We start from the raw sequence: 17,088 nt of genomic DNA, 5'->3' as shown, positions 1-17,088 counted from the left end.
AGAGTAAGATAGACGAGGGCTGTAACGAACCTCACAACGCGGCGAGCACCGCCTCGTGCAGCCGGCCGTTGGTGGCCAGCGCGCTCCCGCCGTGGGGGCCGGCGGCGCCGTCGATGCTGGTGAACCGGCCGCCGGCCTCCCTGATCAGGATGTCCAGCGGGGCGATGTCCCAGACCTTCACCTCGGGCTCGCAGGCGATGTCGACAGCCCCCTCGGCCACCAGGCAGTACGACCAGAAGTCCCCGTAGGCGCGCACCCGCCACACCGCGTCCGTCAACGCCAGGAAACCCTCGCGGCGGTCGTCCCAACCCGTCGTCAGATCCGAATAGGACAAGCTCGCCGCGGACAGTTCACCGACCCCGGACACCTGGATGCGCCGGGTGTTGCCGCCGAACGAGGTGTGGGCACCCAGGCCCGCACCCGCCCACCAGCGCCGCCCCAGCGCGGGAGCGCTGATCACCCCCACGACGGGGACGCCGTCGGAGATCAGGGCGATCAGCGTGCACCACACCGGGACGCCGCGGACGAAGTTCTTGGTGCCGTCGATCGGGTCGAGCACCCAGACGCGGCCGGTGTCGGCCCCTGTCAACGGTGCGGCGCCGCCGAACTCCTCGCCGAAGATGCTGTCATCGGGGCGGGCGGCGGACAGCGCGGCGCGCAGCGCCTCCTCGGCCCCCTTGTCGGCGTCGGTGACCGGGGTGAGATCGGGCTTGGTCTCGATGCGCAGGTCCAGCGCGCCGAACCGGGCCATCGTCAGCTCGTCGGCCTGGTCGGCCAGTCGCAGGGCAAGGTCGAGATCGTCGGACACGTCGCTCATGCGGTCGCCTCGCAGGCTCGGCTGCCGCATTGGGGTCCGATGATTCGCTCGCACGCTTCGCTCATGACCGCAGTCCTACCATGGGGGCGTGATCGAATTCGCGATGATCCTGCTCCTGGTGGGTGCCTTGGTCCTGATAGCGATGCCGTGGATCCGCCGCCGCAACGGTGGCGGAGCGGTAGGGGCGAACATGGCCCCCGGGACTCTGCTGGTGACCGGTGTGAGCCCGCGCCCCGACGAGGTCGGCGAGCAGTTCGTCACCATCAGCGGTGTGATCAACGGCCCGACGGTCAACGAACACGTGGTGTACCAACGGATGGTCGTCGACGTCACCCAGTGGCCCACCATCGGCCAGCTGATCGACGTCGTCTACTCGCCGAAGAATCCCGACAAGTGGGGTTTCGCGCCGCTGGACGCCCCGCCGCCCGACTACCCGCCGCCGCCTCCCAACTACCCGCCGCCGCCTCCCAACTACCCGCCCGCCAACTGAGAGCGCGTCGATGCCACTTCGACTTCCGGCTGGTCTGCCGCCCGGGGAGTGATCAGCCCGCGAGTTTGCGGTTGTCGAGTGGAAGTGCGAGTGACGTCCTCGACAACGGCAAACTCGCGACGAGCCGGGCGACGGACGGGTGCGGTGTGCCGAGTATTCCGTCCCAGCCGCGGGCGATCAGCGCGCGATACGCCTGCACCAGGGTTTCTCTGTCGCTCTGTTCCCTCACCACCCGCAGCACCGTCCACCCCATCCGCTCCAGCTGCGGGATCACGCGCAGATCCTTCAAGTACTGATAGCGGTCGGTCTGGTGCTGCCCGCCGTCGTACTCCACGGCGACCATGAACTGCTCCCAACCCATGTCGAGCCTGCGCAGTGGACGACGACCGTCGTACACCTGGATCTGGGTGGTGAGGTCCGGGAATCCGGCGTCGAGGTAGAGCAACCGCAGCCGGGATTCCCGGGGTGACTCGGCACCGCCGTCGACGAGTGGCAGTAACGACCGCAACTGTTTGAGGCCGCGCGCACCTCGATACCGCTCCACCAGCGCGACAACGTCGTCCTGTTGGAACGGCGTCGCGCGCTGCAGCGCGTCCAGACGGGCGATGGCCTCGCCGCGTCCGAGGTGGCGACCGATGTCGAGGGCAGTCCGCGTCGGCGTCGTCACGGGAACGCCCCTGTGCGCGGTGATCTCGTCGGCGCCGATGCGCTCCCGTCGCACGATGATCCGGGCCGGGGCGCGGCTGATGTTCCAGATCATTTCTATGGGTATGTCGCCGTCCACCCACTCCGCGCCGAGCAGTGCCGATGCGGCGACACCCGCGATCACACCTGTACCTCCCGTACGCAGGTGCGCGGCGGCGATGCGTTCGTCCAACGTGAGCTGGTGGCCGCGTGAGGTGTAGATGTCGCGGTGGACGCGGTCATACCAGCGCCGCAGTTCATGGTCGGTTACGGTTCCCGCGGCACGTGCGTGGCTACCCACGATCAGCTCCCCCATGCGGTGATGCTGCCCAACCGCACCGACAAGCCCCGCGAGATTGCACCTGTCGAGACAAAGTGCGAGTAGCCGCCTCGATAACGGCAATCTCGCGGTGGCGCGGCGAGGCCTGCAGAGCGTCAGCCGTGCGCGATCCCCAGCATCTCCTCGACGCTGGACAACTTCACCCGCGGCCGGTGCTGGGCATCGCCCGCCGCACGCTCGTGGGAGTCGATGCGCTGCCAGTGATCGTCGGTGACCAGCTTGGGTTGGCGCGACAGCAGCCACTCGTGCAACTGCGCGGCGTGTGTCTCGTCGAAGCCGGGCTCGCCCAAATCGCGTAGCAGCGTCTCGACGGTGTCGGCGGAGTCCTTCTTGTTGCTGCCGATGACGCCCGACGGGCCGCGCTTGATCCAACCCACGACGTATTCGTGCTCGTGGCCCTCGATGCGTCCGTCCGCGTGCGGGATGGTGCCGGAGCGCTCGTCGAACGGCAGACCGTCGACGGGCACGCCGCGGTAGCCGACGGCGCGCACCACCAACTGCACGGGGAGCTCTTCGCGCTCACCGGTGTCTTTCGCCACGACCCGGCCGCCCTCGTCGACGAGTTCGTTGCGACCCAACACGATCGACTCGACCCGACCGTCCCCGCGGATCTCGATCGGGGAGGTGGCGAAGCGAAAGACCACCCGGCGCTGCGCACCCGGGGGCTCCAGCGCGGCATACTCGCGCAGCACCTTGATGTTCTGCCGCACGCTCTTGTCGGCGGCTTCGAGTTCCTCGTCGGTGATGCGGTCGAGGTCGGCGCTCTCGACGACGACGTCGACCTCTGCCATCTGCTCCATGTGCCCGAGCTCGCGGAGTTCCATCGTCGTGAACGGTGCCTGCAGCGGTCCGCGGCGTCCCACCACGACGACCTCGCGCAGGCCGCGCGGCCCGAGCCGGTCGAGCGCATGGTCGGCGATATCGGTCTGCGCGAGGATTTCCGGGTCGCTGATCAGGATCCGCGCCACGTCGAGCGCGACATTGCCGTTGCCGATCACCACGGCGCGGTCGGCGGACAGATCGGGCGCCATCTCGCCGAAATGCGGGTGGGCGTTGTACCAGCCGACGAAGTCGACGGCGGCGATGCTGCCGGGCAGATCTTCGCCGGGGATGCCGAGCTCACGGTCGGCCTGGGCGCCGATCGCGTAGATCACCGCGTCGTACCGCTCGGCCAGCTCGGCGGCGTGCACATGCTCGCCCACGGCGATGTTGCCGAAGAACCGAAACCGCGGGTCCGCGGAGATCTTCTCGAACTGCGCGCTGATCGACTTGATCTTCGGGTGATCCGGTGCGACGCCGGAGCGGACCAGTCCCCACGGTGTGGGCAACATCTCCAGCATGTCGACCCGAAAATCGCGGTCTTCGTGTCCAACTTTCAACAGCGACGCGGCGGCAAAGAACCCGGACGGGCCTGAGCCGACAATCGCCACGTGGTACGGGCGCATGGAAAGCCTTTTCATGGGGCTGACCGGCGGTGCGCAAGGGGCTGTCGCGACGCCACCGGAGGTTGTTACCGCACCCGATGCTAGCGGCGCCGCGGCGATCGGGGGCGGAGTCGCCGGAAGCGGCCGGTAACCTCAACAGTCGTGGATCCTGACCGTCTTGCCGATATCGCTGCCCTCGACACCACGTTGACGACCGTGGAGCGGGTGCTCGATGTCGACGGTCTGCGCGGCCGCATCGAGACTCTCGAGGCCGAGGCCGCCGACCCCAACCTGTGGAACGACCAAACGCACGCGCAGAAGGTCACCAGCGAGTTGTCGCACGCCCAGAACGAGTTGCGCCGCGTCGAGGAATTACGCCAGCGCGTCGAGGACCTGCCGGTGCTCTACGAGATGGCCGCCGAGGAAGAGGGCGACGCCGGCTCTGAGGCGCGTGCCGAAGCGGACGCCGAACTGGCCAAGCTGCGCGAGGACATCGAGGCCATGGAGGTCCGGACCCTGCTGTCCGGCGAGTACGACGAGCGCGAGGCGCTGGTCAACATCCGCTCGGGCGCCGGTGGTGTCGACGCCGCGGACTGGGCCGAGATGCTGATGCGGATGTACATCCGGTGGGCCGAGGCGCACAAATACCCCGTCGAGGTGTTCGACACGTCCTACGCCGAAGAGGCCGGCATCAAGAGCGCCACCTTCGCCGTGCACGCGCCCTACGCCTACGGCACCCTCTCGGTGGAGCAGGGCACCCATCGGCTGGTGCGCATCAGCCCGTTCGACAACCAGGGCCGCCGGCAGACCTCGTTCGCCGAGGTCGAGGTGCTGCCGGTCGTGGAAACCACGGACCACATCGAGATCCCCGAAGGCGACATTCGGGTCGACGTGTACCGCTCCAGCGGGCCGGGCGGTCAGTCGGTGAACACCACCGACTCGGCGGTGCGCCTCACCCACATCCCGACCGGCATCGTGGTCACCTGCCAGAACGAGAAGTCCCAGCTGCAGAACAAGGTGTCGGCGATGCGCGTGCTGCAGGCCAAGCTGATGGAGCGCAAGCGGCAGGAGGAGCGCGCCGAGATGGATGCGCTCAAGAGCGACGCCGGCAGCTCGTGGGGCAATCAGATGCGGTCCTATGTGCTGCACCCCTACCAAATGGTCAAAGACCTACGCACCGAATTCGAGGTCGGTAGCCCGGCCGCGGTTCTCGACGGAGACATCGACGGCTTCCTGGAGGCGGGAATCCGTTGGCGCAATAGGAAAGATGACGACGACTAACGCACTGTCCATGGCCGATCGCTGGCACGACTTCTGGCGCGGGGACATCGGTGAGTGGATCATCACCAAGGGCCTGCGCATCGTCATGCTGCTGATCCTGGCGGTCCTGCTGGCCCGGTTCGTGAACTGGGCCGCCCAACGCATCAGCAGGCGGATCGACGCCGACTTCCGGGAGAGCGATGCCCTGGTGCGGACTGAGACCGCCAAGCATCGTCAGGCCGTCGCGTCGGTGATCTCCTGGGTGACCATCGCGCTGATCTGCGTGGTGGTGCTGCTGCAGATCACCGACATCCTGGCGATCCCGCTGAGCTCGCTGGTGGCGCCGGCCGCCGTGCTGGGTGCCGCGCTCGGCTTCGGCGCGCAGCGCATCGTGCAGGATCTGTTGTCCGGGTTCTTCATCATCACCGAGAAGCAGTACGGCTTCGGTGACCTGGTCACGCTGACGCTCGGTGCGTCCAACGACGCCACCGGAACCGTCGAGGACGTCACGCTGCGGGTGACCAAGCTGCGCACCAGTGACGGTGAGGTCTTCACCGTCCCCAACGGCCAGATCATGAAATCGCTCAACCTGTCCAAGGACTGGGCGCGTGCCGTGGTCGATATCCCGGTGCCGACCTCGGCGGACCTCAACGCCGTTAACGAGCTGCTGCACGCGGTGTGCGAGAACGCGATGAAGAACCCGGCGATGAGCGAGCTGCTGCTGGACCAGCCGCAGCTGATGGGTGTGGAGAGCCTCGAACTGGACACCGTGAACCTGCGGATGGTCGCCCGCACCCTGCCCGGCAAGCAGTTCGAGGTGGGCAGGCAGCTGCGGCTGCTGGTCATCGCGGCGCTGGCGCGGGCCGGCATCGTCGCCAAGCCGGAGTCCACCTCGCTGGCCGCGAACTCGGAGGTGCGTGGCCAATGAAGCTGATCTCGCGTTCCACCGACGACAACAAGCAGTGGCCGGCCTACGTCCTCGGCGGCCGGATGCGCACGTCGACCATCGGCCTGATCGTCGCGCTCCTGTTCACCTCGTGGCTCTACGAGACCTACAGCCCACCGCCGGAACCCGCGCCGGTCACCCAGGTCGTCCCGCCGGGTTTCGTGCCCGACCCGGAGTACACCTGGGTGCCGCGCACCAATGTGGAGGTACCGCGCACCACGTACCCGACCACGACCACCACGACCACCACCACCACGACGACCGAGCCGCCGACCACCACGACGACGTCGCCGACCGACCCGACCGACACGACGTCGCCGGGCGACACGCCGACGTCGACCACGGAGGCGCCGCCGACCACGACGGTCATCGACCCGGACGGACCGAACGGGTTGATCCCGCCGATCACGCTGCCGGTGGTGCCCCCCGCCGCGCCGGCTCCGGCGCCGCAGACGACCGCCACACCTCCGCCGCCTGCCCGCACCGCGAACTGACACGCGTCTACACTGGCGTGCCGTGATGATCACCCTCGACAAAGTGAGCAAGCAGTACAAATCCTCTGCTCGTCCGGCACTGGATGACGTCTCTCTCAAGATCGACAAGGGTGAGTTCGTCTTCCTCATCGGACCGTCGGGCTCGGGCAAGTCGACGTTCATGCGTCTGCTGCTGGGCGCCGAGCATCCCTCCAAGGGCGATGTCCGCGTGTCGAAGTTCCACGTCAACAAGCTCTCCGGCCGACACATCCCGCAACTGCGGCAGGTGATCGGCTGCGTGTTCCAGGACTTCCGCCTGCTGCAGCAGAAGACGGTGTTCGAGAACGTGGCCTTCGCGCTGGAGGTGATCGGCAAGCGGGGCGACGTGATCAACCGGGTGGTGCCCGATGTGCTGGAGATGGTCGGACTGTCCGGTAAGGCCAGCCGGCTGCCGCACGAGCTCTCCGGCGGTGAGCAGCAGCGCGTCGCGATCGCGCGGGCGTTCGTGAACCGGCCGCTGGTGCTGCTGGCCGACGAACCGACCGGCAACCTGGACCCGGAGACCAGTAAGGACATCATGGATCTGCTCGAGCGGATCAACCGCACCGGAACCACGGTCCTGATGGCGACGCACGATCACCACATCGTGGACTCCATGCGTCAGCGTGTCATCGAACTCGAATTGGGCCGGCTCATCCGCGACGAGCAGCGCGGCGTCTACGGAATGGATCGCTAGTGCGTTTTGGGTTCCTTGTCAATGAGGTTCTGACCGGGCTTCGTCGCAATGTCACGATGACGGTGGCGATGATCCTGACGACCGCCATCTCCATCGGTCTGTTCGGCGGTGGTCTGCTGGTGATGCGGGTGGCGGATCAGTCCCGCGATATCTACCTCGACCGGGTGGAAAGCCAGGTCTTCCTGACCAACGACGTGTCGGTCAACGACCCGAACTGCGATGCCGATCCGTGCAAGGCGCTGCGGGCACTGATCGATTCGCGTGATGACGTGAAATCGGTGCGCTACCTCAACCAGGAGGAGGCCTACGCCGACGCGATCAAGAAGATCCCGGCCTTCAAGGACGTCGCGAGTAAGGACGCGTTCCCGGCGTCGTTCATCGTCAAGCTGGAGAACCCGGAGCAGCACCTCGACTTCGACAGCGCCATGCAGGGTCAGCCCGGCGTACTGAACGTGCTGAACCAGAAGGATCTGATCGACCGGTTGTTCGCGCTACTCGACGGGATGTCGAACGCGGCGTTCGCGGTGGCGCTGGTGCAGGCGATCGGTGCGGTGTTGTTGATCGCCAACATGGTTCAGGTGGCGGCCTACACGCGGCGCACCGAGATCGGCATCATGCGTCTGGTCGGCGCGACCCGCTGGTATACCCAGTTGCCGTTCCTCGTGGAGGCGATGTTGGCCGCGTTCATCGGTGTGGTGTTGGCGCTCATCGGTCTGCTCACGGTGCGCACGCTGTTCCTGGAGAAGGCGCTGTCCCAGTTCACCCAAGCTAATTTGATTGCGCCGCTGGACTTCGCCGATATCCTTTACATCGCGCCGATCCTGCTGTTCGTGGGTGTGGCGATGGCCGGTGTCACCGCCTATGTGACGCTGCGCCTCTACGTTCGAAGATAGAAGATGGCGAAAAAACCCGACAAAGCCGCCGAAAAGGCCAACAACCACGTGGTGGCGACCAATCGCAAGGCGCGCCACAACTATTCGATCCTGGATGTGTACGAGGCCGGCATCATGCTGGTCGGCACCGAGGTGAAGAGCCTGCGGGAGGGGCAGGCGTCGCTGGCGGATGCGTTCGCCACCGTCGACGACGGTGAGATCTGGCTGCGCAACCTGCACATCGCCGAGTATCACCACGGCACCTGGACCAACCACGCGCCGCGGCGCAACCGCAAGCTGCTGATGCACCGCAGCCAGATCGACAATCTGGTCGGCAAGATCCGCGACGGCAACCTGACCCTGGTGCCGCTGTCGTTGTATTTCTCCGACGGCAAGGTCAAGGTCGAACTCGCGCTGGCCCGCGGTAAAGAGGCCCGCGACAAGCGTCAGGATCTGGCCAAGCGCGACGCCGACCGGGAGATCATCCGCGAGCTGGGCCGGCGCAACAAGGGCATGGTCTGACCGCGCCGCTCGACGCACTCCGTCAGGCTCTCCGGTGCGGAGCCGATCCCGACGCCGTCATGGGTCCAGCATGGTCGTATTCGCGTGGGTCTCAACGGTGACAGCGATATAGTGCGCCCCACCACGTACGGGGAGGATGGGTGACACTAGGACACTCGCGTCTCCGTTTACTCGTGCTCGCCGGGGTCTTCACCCTGGCAGCGGTCAACGCGATGGCGCTGTGGGGCAAGTCGGTGGCGGGCGTCGTCGAGCACGTGTTGCAGGTCGGCGTCGGGGTGGCCGCCATCGTGTGCGGGCTGACCGTCGCACGCCGCCAGCGCGGTACCGAACGCTGGTGGCGGCTGGTGTTCGTCGCCGCATTGGTGAACTGGGTGCTCGGCCAGACACTGTGGCGGCTGCACGTGGCCGACTGGGCGCCGGTGCTGGCGAGGGTCATCTACATGTCGCTACCGGTGCTGGTGTTCACGGCGGTGGCCCTGCTGGTGCGATCCAGCGGCGGCGTGACGGCCCCGCCCGGCAGTCCGCGGCGGCAACCGTTCGTGACCAACGTGCTCGACGGTGTCATCGCCGGCCTGGCCTTCTTGATCCTTGCGGTGATGAGCGATCTCGGTACCAGGTTCGCGGCGTCCGGGCCCGTGACGCGCCTGCTCGACGTCACGTTCATCGGTGCCGAGATCTTCGTGATTGGCACCGTGATGCTGATCGCCACCATCTATGACCCGGCCCGCCCGAATCGGACGAACTACCTGCTGCTCGCCGGGGGCCTGCTGCTGATGGGGGTGTCCAACAGGCTGCTCGCGTATCTGCGATCGGTGGACATGACCGACGCGCAGTTGTGGGTCGGAATCGGTCTGATCGTCGGCCCGGCGCTCACCGGTTTCGCCTTCCTGCCGACCTCGCCGCTGCCGGAGGATGTGGCGCTGCGCCGCCAGGACTGGCCGCAGTTGCTGCTGCCCTATGTGGGGTTCCTCGGCGTCGCAGTGCTGTTCACCTTCCACCTCTACATCGACCGTGAGCTGTCCATTGCCGCGGCCTGCCTGACGGTGGCGATGGTGGCGCTGGTGGCCACCCGGCAGGTACTTGCGACGCGGGCGCAGCGGTCACTGACGCAATGGCTGTACTGGGCCCAGCGTGGCCTGGCCCATCAAGTGCACCATGACGCGTTGACCGGGCTGCCGAACCGGACCCTGTTCGCGCTGCGGCTCGACGCGGCCATGCGGCACGGGCAGTTCGTGCTGATCTTCATCGACCTGGACGATTTCAAGGAAGTCAACGACCGGTACGGCCACGCCGCGGGGGACGAATTGCTGTGCGCGGTCGGGCAGCGGCTGGCGCGCTTCGTGGCCGAGGGTGACACTCTGGCGAGGATCGGCGGTGACGAGTTCGCGATCTTGATCGAGGATGCCGACGACCGCGGCGGGCAGCTCGAGGCGGCCGCCGAGCGACTACGGAGCGCATTGCGTGAGCCGTTCCCGGTGCACGGTTCGTCGCTCCGGGTTAAGGCCAGCATGGGGCTGGTGCGGCCCGATCTGCACGGGTTGCCGCAGACGTCTGACGATCTGCTGCGCCAGGCCGACATCTCGATGTATGCGGGTAAGCGGATGGGCAAGGACACCGCCGTCGTCTATGCACCGTCCTCGGGTGCGGTGGTCGACTTCCCGACACTGTTGCGCATCGCGAGAGGGGAACCGCCACCGGGCTTCCGGCTCGTCTATCAGCCCGTCGTGCAGCTCGCCGGTGGGACGCCGGTGGCGGTGGAGGCACTGGCCCGGTGGACGGCGGCCAACGGGATCGACATCTCCGCGGAGACCTTCGTCGCGGACACCGAGGCGGCCGGGTTGGGCGCCGACTTCGACGCCTTGGTCCTCGACCAGGCGTGCCGGGAGGTGCGTGGGCGTGGCCTGGAACTGGACATCCACGTCAACATCGGCGGGGCACGGTTGGGCAACCCGGCGTTCGAGGTGCAGGTGCGCGAGGTGCTGGAGCGCTACCAGATCCCGCGCGACCGGCTGGTGCTGGAGATCACCGAGACGATGCCCATCGTGGACCTCGAACGGGCCGCCCGGCAGATCCGCCGGTTCGGTGAACTGGGCGTCAAGGTGGCACTCGACGATTTCGGGTCGGGGTTCAGCTCGCTGACCTATTTGCACGCGCTGCCCGTGGACATCGTGAAACTGGACCGCAGCCTGGCCTCCGGCAGCAACCCGGCGCGGGATCAGACGCTGTACCGGTCGGTGATCAAGTTGTGCGACGACCTGGGGCTGGACGTCATCGCCGAGGGCGTGGAGACCGTCGAGCAGGCCGATATGGTGTCCCGGGCCGGCGGCCGGCTGGCGCAGGGGCACCTGTACGGACGCCCGGTGCCGGTGTCCGAACTCGTCGAATCGCTGGCCATGGTGCAGGGCCAGGCTTAATCACTGGCGGTTGTCGGCGGGAGCGCTATGATGGAGTGTCCTGCCGAACGTCGGCGGGGGTGCGAGGGGCTGAACGGTTTCGACTTCGCGCATCGAATCAAGGGAAGCGTGCCGGTGCAGGCAAGAGACCACCGTAAGCGTCGTTGCAACCAATTAAGCGCCGATTCCAATCAGCGCGACTACGCCCTCGCTGCCTAAGTAGCGACTGCGTGTCTGTCAGACCGGGAGCGCCCTCGGCCCGGATCCTGGCATCAGCTAGAGGGACCCACCCACGGGTTCGGTCGCGGGAACCGTGGGGACATCAAACAGCGACTGGGATCGTCATCCTGACTTGTCGGCGTGATCAGGAGATCCGAGTAGAGGCATAGCGGACTGCGCACGGAGAAGCCTTGAGGGAATGCCGTAGGACCCGGGTTCAATTCCCGGCAGCTCCACCACAGAGAACAGGCCAGGGCCACCCGCCCTGGCCTGTTCTTCGTTGTGGCTGCGGTTTTCGTCATGGCGGCGGTGAATAACCGACGTCGGGCGGGTATGAGCACGGCGGACACCCGCATTTAGGATCGGCGCCATGGGGAGAGGGAACGTTTGATGGTCGGTGACAGCACGCAGCCGGCCACCCAGGCCGGGTCGGGGATCGAGCCGCCGGTCGAGCCCCGCATCCGCCGGGCGCTGGGCCTGCTGGAGCGGTTCGCCCCGGCGATCGGGGCCCGGTGGGCCACCGAGTTGTGGTGCACGCCGCCGGATGTCGACGCCAGCCTGCGCATGCCACCCGGGGTTCCCCCGAGTGAACCCGTCGAGGCGTACTGGTCGGGGCACCGGGTGGCAGGGGAGGCCTGGGGGCAGGGACCCACGGTGTATCTGGTGCACGGCTGGGGCGGTTGCCGCGCGCACCTCGGCGTCTTCGTCAAACCCCTCGTGCAGGCCGGACACCGTGTCATCGCGTTCGACCTCCCGGCGCACAACGATTCCGACACCGGCGCGCTGGCCCCGGGCCGCACCCACCTCGTCGAGTGCACCGAGGCCGTCACCGCGTTCGTGCGCACGCACGGCCCGGCGCGGGCGGTCGTCGCGCACTCGCTGGGCGCCAAGGCCGCCGCGCTGGCGCTGACCCGCGGCGCCGATATCGAACGCCTGGTGTTCCTGGCGCCGATGGGCGACTTCGACTACTACCTGGACTTGTTCGCCGAACGGCACGGGTTCGGCCCGCGCATCCGCGACGGGCTGCATCGCCGGCTCGCCAAGCGCATCGAGATGCCACTGCACGAGACCGACCTCGGTGTCATCGGGTCCACCCTTGCCGCCGCGACCCCGCTGCTGGTGATCCACGACCCCGACGACCCGGACGCGCCCTATCGCTACAGCCAGGAACTCCTCGGTGTCTGGCCGGGTATGGAGCTGGTGACCACCCGCGGGCTGGGCCGATTGGCGCACTACCGGATCCTGCGGCACCGGGCCGCGATCAACGCCGGCGTCGAATTCATCGGTGCGGCGCGGTAACCGCGGGGATCGTCTGACACGCTGTGCGCGTGGATCTCATGTGGAGCGTCGTCGCGCTGACCGTTGCGACCTTCACGATGCTGCTCGCCGCACGCCGGATCCTCATGGTCGGCGGCGCGCTGGTCTTTTCCCGCTACGTCGCGGTGGGCGGGTTGGTGGCGTTCTCGGTCACACGTGACGGCGACGAGCACCGGGTGCGTTTCGAGGTCGGTGGGCCCGGCGTCTTCCACAACGTCACGGTCGCACTCTTCGGCGCACAGGGCGTCGAGTCACCGGCGGTGCGGCACACCATGGCCGCCGGTGACGCGCCGATCGAGTGGACGTTCCGGCTTCCCGACGCCGGGCAGGCCTGGGTGATGGTGACGTGGGTCCGGCCGTATTTGCAGGGCGTCGAATCCGAAGCGCTTGCGCAGCGATTGGCGGGTGGGCGGCTCTACGAATGGCGGTGGTACTCCGAGACCAGTCGCTATGTCCGGACGGTCGTCCGGTTCCTTGCCCGGCGATGGTCATGGGAGTCCTTGCGGGAGTTGCCGCTGTACGGGCGGTGGCGGCGCACCTCATCGAACAGCGGCACCGACCTTCTGGGGCCCACGGCGACCCCGCCGCCGACGACCCGGCGCAACGCGTGATTCGCCAGCCGGCGACGTCGACCCTGCAGGATTGATCCGGCCGCCGACCCGCAGACGAAGCCGGCGATGAACACTCGGCGGGCCCGGCGCGGACGGCGACCGACCAGGTAGCCGCCCAGCGCGGCAATCACGGCGACCCCGATGACGAGCGCGAGGGTCCCCATCGGGTCGATACAACCAGCGGTGCGGGCGGTTCGGAACCGGCCGTGACGCAACTGTGGCCCTACTGTGCGCCCAACGTTGGCTTATGCCCGAGATCTTCGCGCGAACTCGCACACCGGCCAACGCTGGGCGAGGGTGTCAGCCGTTGTCCTCGGCCGGCGGCTCGGGTGTCACGGTCTGGGTCTCGGTCTGCGTTTCGGTGACGGTGCTGATACTCGTGCTCACCGATGTGCTCGGCGTGGTCGTCGTGGTGGTGGTCGTGGTCGTCGTGGTGGTCGGCGGCGTGGTGGTCGTGGTTGTGGTGGTGGTCGGCGCGGTCGTGGTGGTGGTTTCCGGGGTGGCCGTGACCGTCTCGGTCGGCACCGGCGCCACCGCGGTCGTGGTGGCTGCTTCCGATGTGGTGGTGGTCGTCGTGATGGTCGACGGCGACGAGTCGTCGCCCAGGGCGGTGATGATGCCCCAGATGGCGCCGGCGAGCACCAGCGCCGCCACCGCGCCGATCACGACCAGCGCGGCGGGCTTGCGGTACCAGGGCAGCGGCGGCTCGGGGGGTTCGCCGCCGGTGTACGGGTCGCCCGCGGGATACGGCTGGGTGTAGTCGCTGTAGTTCGCGGCGTACTGCGTCGGTTCGTCATCGGAGTAGTAGCCCGGGTTCTCGGGGGGACCGTTGTTCGCCATAGTGCTTCGAACCTACGACGTCCGGATGACGAAGTGGGGTAACTCGCCGGGCGTTCGGGAAACGGCTCAGTTCGCGCGCCCCGGCTTCGCCCGTCGCTTGCCCTTGTGCATGGCCGGGATGGTCGCCCGGCGACCTGTGGCCCGAGTCTGTGAGATTGCTGTCAATTGTCCGTATGGCTTGCTAATGATTAAACGGGCTACGTAAATTACGCGCGATAGCGATTCTGTAGAACGACGGGCCCCACTTCATGAATGCCACGAACGCCCAGCGATCCAGGATCGCGCACCTCGTCCGCGCCCTCGCGGTGCCCATCCTGGTCGGCTGGTTGGTGCTGACCGTCGCCTCGAACGTTCTGGTGCCTTCGCTGGAAGAGGTCGGCGAGGCCAACACCGTCGGGCTGAGCGCCAAGGACGCGCCGGCGATGATCTCGATGAAGCGCATCGGCGCCAATTTCGACGAGTTCGACTCCGACAGCAATGCCATGGTGGTGCTCGAGGGCGACCAACCCCTCGGCGCCGAGGCCCACCACTACTACGACGGTCTGATCGACAAGTTCGAGGCCGACCCCGCCCACATCCAGCACGTGGCCGACTTCTGGGGGGACACCCTGACCGCCGCGGGCGCCCAGAGCGCTGACGGCAAATCCGCGTACGTCCAGCTCTACCTGCACGGCAACCAGGGCGAGACGCTGGCCAACGAGTCGGTGCAGGCGGTCCGCGATATCGTGGCCGCAACTCCGCCGCCACCCGGACTGCAGGTGTTCGTCACCGGCGGTGCGCCCCTGATCTCCGATCAGCACCATGCCGGCGACAAGAGCATCGCCAAGGTCACCATGATCACCCTCGGTGTCATCCTGCTGATGCTGCTCATCGTGTACCGCTCCATCGGCACCACCATCCTGATCCTGCTGATGGTGTTCGTCGAACTCGGCGCCGCCCGGGGTGTGGTGGCATTCCTGGCCAATGTCGGCGTCATCGGGCTCTCGACGTTCGCGGTGAACCTGTTGACGCTGATGATCATCGCGGCGGGCACCGACTACGCGATCTTCGCCGTCGGCCGCTATCAGGAGGCGCGCGGGGCCGGTGAGGACCGGGAGCGGGCCTACTACAGCATGTTCGGTGGCACCGCGCATGTCGTGCTGGGCTCGGGCCTCACCATTGCCGGCGCCATGCTGTGCCTGTCGTTCACCCGGCTGCCCTACTTCCAGACCATGGGCGTACCGTGCGCGATCGGCACCCTGGTCGCGGTGCTCGCGGCGCTGACACTGGGGCCGGCGGTCATCACGATCGGGAGCCGGTTCGGCCGGTTCGAACCCAAGCGGGCCATCCGCTCCCGGGGGTGGCGCCGCATCGGGGTCACCGTGGTGCGCTGGCCCGGCCCGATCCTGGTCGCCAGCCTGGCGCTGGCGATCATCGGTCTGATCACCCTGCCCGGCTACAGGACGAACTACGACGCGCGTCGCTATCTGCCCGCCGACCTGTCGGCGAACGTCGGATACGAAGCTGCCGAACGGCATTTCGGTGCGGCGCGGATGAACCCCGAACTGCTGATGGTGGAAAGCGACCGGGATCTGCGCAACCCCGCCGACTTCCTGGTGATCAACAAGATCGCCAAGGGGATCCTGGCTGTGCCCGGTGTCGCGCGGGTTCAGACCATCACCCGCCCCAACGGAAAACCCATCGAGCACACCACGATTCCGTTCATGCTCAGCCAACAGGGCGCCACCCAGACGATGAACGAGAAGTACCGCCAGGACCAGTTCGCCGACATGCTCAAACAGGCCGACGATATGCAGACCAATATCGAGACGATGCAGCAGTTGTCGTCGGTCACCGAGCAGATGGCGGCCACCACCCACTCGATGGTGCTCAAGACCACCGACATGACGCTCGACGTCGCCGAAATGCGGGACCATATTGCCGATTTCGATGATTTTCTGCGGCCCATCCGGAATTACTTCTACTGGGAACCGCACTGCTACGACATCCCGGTGTGTGCGACCATGCGGTCGGTGTTCGACACCCTCGACGGAATCGACCTGCTGACAACCGATGTCGAACAGCTGGTCCCGGACCTGCAGCGCCTGGACACCCTGCTGCCGCAGATGGTCGCGCTGATGCCGGAGAACATCCGCGTCATGGAGAACATGCGGAACTCGATGCTCACGATGTATCAGACCCAGAAGGGCATGCAGGACCAGGGGTCGGCGATGCAGGACAACTCGACGGCGATGGGGGAGGCCTTCGACGCCGCGCGCAACGACGACTCCTTCTACCTGCCACCGGAGGCCTTCGAGAACGAAGACTTCAAGCGCGGCATGGAGAACTTCATCTCACCGGACGGAAAGTCGGTGCGGTTCATCATCAGTCACGACGGGGACCCCGCTACCCCCGAGGGCATCGCGCACGTCGACCCGATCAAGCAGGCCGCCAAGGAGGCTATCAAGGGCACCCCGCTGGAAGGTTCGAAGATCTTTCTCGCCGGCACCGCGGCCACCTACAAGGACATGCACGACGGTGCGCAGTGGGATCTGGTGATCGCCGGGATCGCCGCCGCCTCATTGATTTTCGTGATCATGCTGCTCATCACCCGGGCACTGGTGGCGGCCGCGGTGATCGTCGGCACGGTGCTGTTGTCGTTGGGCGCGTCATTCGGCATGTCGGTGTTGCTGTGGCAGCACATCCTCGGTCTGGAGCTGCACTGGATGGTGCTGCCCATGTCGGTGATCCTGCTGCTGGCGGTGGGCTCGGACTACAACCTGCTGTTGGTGAGCCGGTTCAAGGAGGAGCTGCCCGGCGGGCTGAAGACCGGCATCATCCGAGCCATGGCCGGCACCGGGTCGGTGGTCACCTCGGCGGGTCTGGTGTTCGCGTTCACGATGGCCTCGTTCGCGTTCAGCGACCTGACGGTGATGGCCCAGGTCGGCACCACGATTGCGCTCGGCCTGCTCTTCGACACGCTGGTGGTGCGCTCGTTCATGACCCCGGCGATCGCCGCCCTGCTGGGCAAATGGTTCTGGTGGCCGCAGGCCATCCGCACCGAGGCGTCTCGGCGTAGGCTGGCGGCGCGCGGCATCGACGTGCCCGCGTAGGCCGGGCAGGCGCGTTACCTGCCCCGCTACGGTCATTCGCTGCCGGGTGTTT

At 67.1% G+C, this 17,088-nt stretch carries 15 protein-coding genes and 1 other RNA gene; 12 read left to right on the top strand and 4 right to left on the bottom strand.

Going from position 1 to position 17,088, the window contains the following annotated elements; translation table 11 throughout:
- Positions 1–31: 31 nt before the first annotated feature.
- Entirely contained in the window at positions 32–817 is a 786-nt protein-coding gene (gene hisN, locus A7U43_RS22165) for a histidinol-phosphatase (RefSeq protein ID WP_068003424.1), read from the bottom strand.
- Positions 818–959: 142 nt separating this feature from the next.
- Between hisN and A7U43_RS22160 the strand changes: the two genes are divergently transcribed.
- Positions 960–1,307, top strand: a complete 348-nt coding sequence (locus A7U43_RS22160) for a hypothetical protein (RefSeq protein WP_411289533.1) — start codon at positions 960–962, stop codon at positions 1,305–1,307.
- 52 nt (positions 1,308–1,359) lie between these two features.
- Here the strand turns inward: A7U43_RS22160 and A7U43_RS22155 are convergent, their stop codons facing one another.
- Positions 1,360–2,307: a hypothetical protein gene (locus tag A7U43_RS22155; protein ID WP_067999427.1), complete on the bottom strand. Its 948-nt coding sequence runs from the start codon at positions 2,305–2,307 to the stop codon at positions 1,360–1,362.
- 119 nt (positions 2,308–2,426) lie between these two features.
- Complete coding sequence (locus A7U43_RS22150; protein ID WP_067999425.1) at positions 2,427–3,776, bottom strand: FAD-dependent oxidoreductase; 1,350 nt, start codon at positions 3,774–3,776, stop codon at positions 2,427–2,429.
- A gap of 141 nt (positions 3,777–3,917) precedes the next feature.
- Between A7U43_RS22150 and prfB the strand changes: the two genes are divergently transcribed.
- The 10 genes from prfB (at position 3,918) to A7U43_RS22100 (ending at position 13,104) form a co-directional block, all read left to right on the top strand.
- On the top strand, positions 3,918–5,036 hold the full coding sequence (prfB, locus tag A7U43_RS22145; protein ID WP_067999423.1) for a peptide chain release factor 2: 1,119 nt from the start codon (positions 3,918–3,920) through the stop codon (positions 5,034–5,036).
- Complete coding sequence (locus A7U43_RS22140; RefSeq protein WP_067999421.1) at positions 5,023–5,943, top strand: mechanosensitive ion channel family protein; 921 nt, start codon at positions 5,023–5,025, stop codon at positions 5,941–5,943. Before prfB ends, A7U43_RS22140 begins: the two co-directional genes overlap by 14 nt.
- Positions 5,940–6,455 carry a hypothetical protein gene (locus A7U43_RS22135; protein WP_067999419.1) on the top strand — a complete coding sequence of 172 codons (516 nt, stop codon included), beginning with the start codon at positions 5,940–5,942 and terminating at the stop codon, positions 6,453–6,455. Before A7U43_RS22140 ends, A7U43_RS22135 begins: the two co-directional genes overlap by 4 nt.
- Before the next feature lie 25 nt (positions 6,456–6,480).
- Positions 6,481–7,170: a cell division ATP-binding protein FtsE gene (gene ftsE / locus A7U43_RS22130; RefSeq protein ID WP_067999417.1), complete on the top strand. Its 690-nt coding sequence runs from the start codon at positions 6,481–6,483 to the stop codon at positions 7,168–7,170.
- Entirely contained in the window at positions 7,170–8,063 is an 894-nt protein-coding gene (ftsX, locus tag A7U43_RS22125) for a permease-like cell division protein FtsX (RefSeq protein WP_067999415.1), read from the top strand. The genes ftsE and ftsX overlap by 1 nt, the downstream gene beginning before the upstream one ends.
- 3 nt (positions 8,064–8,066) lie before the next feature.
- A complete protein-coding gene (gene smpB / locus A7U43_RS22120) occupies positions 8,067–8,564 on the top strand; it encodes an SsrA-binding protein SmpB (protein ID WP_067999413.1) in 498 nt (165 codons plus the stop codon).
- 212 nt (positions 8,565–8,776) lie between these two features.
- The gene (locus A7U43_RS22115; protein WP_156526162.1) at positions 8,777–10,978 is read left to right on the top strand and encodes a putative bifunctional diguanylate cyclase/phosphodiesterase; all 2,202 of its coding nucleotides are present in this window, start codon (positions 8,777–8,779) and stop codon (positions 10,976–10,978) included.
- A gap of 65 nt (positions 10,979–11,043) precedes the next feature.
- Positions 11,044–11,415, top strand: a transfer-messenger RNA (tmRNA) gene (ssrA, locus tag A7U43_RS22110).
- Positions 11,416–11,566: 151 nt separating this feature from the next.
- The gene (locus A7U43_RS22105; protein WP_067999408.1) at positions 11,567–12,475 is read left to right on the top strand and encodes an alpha/beta fold hydrolase; all 909 of its coding nucleotides are present in this window, start codon (positions 11,567–11,569) and stop codon (positions 12,473–12,475) included.
- 29 nt (positions 12,476–12,504) lie between these two features.
- A complete protein-coding gene (locus A7U43_RS22100; RefSeq protein WP_067999406.1) occupies positions 12,505–13,104 on the top strand; it encodes a hypothetical protein in 600 nt (199 codons plus the stop codon).
- Between the two features lie 300 nt (positions 13,105–13,404).
- On the opposite strand, the gene A7U43_RS22095 is transcribed toward A7U43_RS22100, so the two are convergent.
- Complete coding sequence (locus tag A7U43_RS22095; protein ID WP_067999404.1) at positions 13,405–13,944, bottom strand: hypothetical protein; 540 nt, start codon at positions 13,942–13,944, stop codon at positions 13,405–13,407.
- A 248-nt stretch (positions 13,945–14,192) separates the two neighbouring features.
- Between A7U43_RS22095 and A7U43_RS22090 the strand changes: the two genes are divergently transcribed.
- A complete protein-coding gene (locus tag A7U43_RS22090) occupies positions 14,193–17,036 on the top strand; it encodes an MMPL/RND family transporter (RefSeq protein WP_067999402.1) in 2,844 nt (947 codons plus the stop codon).
- The last annotated feature ends 52 nt before the right edge of the window (positions 17,037–17,088 follow it).

Source organism: Mycobacterium adipatum, from assembly GCF_001644575.1.
In the GTDB taxonomy this organism is placed as follows: domain Bacteria; phylum Actinomycetota; class Actinomycetes; order Mycobacteriales; family Mycobacteriaceae; genus Mycobacterium; species Mycobacterium adipatum.
The sequence above is the reverse complement of the archived record's forward strand: the minus strand, read 5'-3'. Positions and strand labels throughout refer to the sequence as shown.

Excerpts from the sequence above, each read along its gene's own strand:
- hisN (WP_068003424.1), bottom strand. The coding sequence starts at position 817 with ATGAGCGACGTGTCCGACGATCTCGACCTTGCCCTGCGACTGGCCGAC.
- A7U43_RS22160 (WP_411289533.1), top strand. The coding sequence starts at position 960 with ATGCCGTGGATCCGCCGCCGCAACGGTGGCGGAGCGGTAGGGGCGAAC.
- A7U43_RS22155 (WP_067999427.1), bottom strand. The coding sequence starts at position 2,307 with ATGGGGGAGCTGATCGTGGGTAGCCACGCACGTGCCGCGGGAACCGTA.
- A7U43_RS22150 (WP_067999425.1), bottom strand. The coding sequence starts at position 3,776 with ATGCGCCCGTACCACGTGGCGATTGTCGGCTCAGGCCCGTCCGGGTTC.
- A7U43_RS22140 (WP_067999421.1), top strand. The coding sequence starts at position 5,023 with ATGACGACGACTAACGCACTGTCCATGGCCGATCGCTGGCACGACTTC.
- A7U43_RS22135 (WP_067999419.1), top strand. The coding sequence starts at position 5,940 with ATGAAGCTGATCTCGCGTTCCACCGACGACAACAAGCAGTGGCCGGCC.
- ftsE (WP_067999417.1), top strand. The coding sequence starts at position 6,481 with ATGATCACCCTCGACAAAGTGAGCAAGCAGTACAAATCCTCTGCTCGT.
- smpB (WP_067999413.1), top strand. The coding sequence starts at position 8,067 with ATGGCGAAAAAACCCGACAAAGCCGCCGAAAAGGCCAACAACCACGTG.
- A7U43_RS22115 (WP_156526162.1), top strand. The coding sequence starts at position 8,777 with ATGGCGCTGTGGGGCAAGTCGGTGGCGGGCGTCGTCGAGCACGTGTTG.
- A7U43_RS22105 (WP_067999408.1), top strand. The coding sequence starts at position 11,567 with ATGGTCGGTGACAGCACGCAGCCGGCCACCCAGGCCGGGTCGGGGATC.
- A7U43_RS22095 (WP_067999404.1), bottom strand. The coding sequence starts at position 13,944 with ATGGCGAACAACGGTCCCCCCGAGAACCCGGGCTACTACTCCGATGAC.
- A7U43_RS22090 (WP_067999402.1), top strand. The coding sequence starts at position 14,193 with ATGAATGCCACGAACGCCCAGCGATCCAGGATCGCGCACCTCGTCCGC.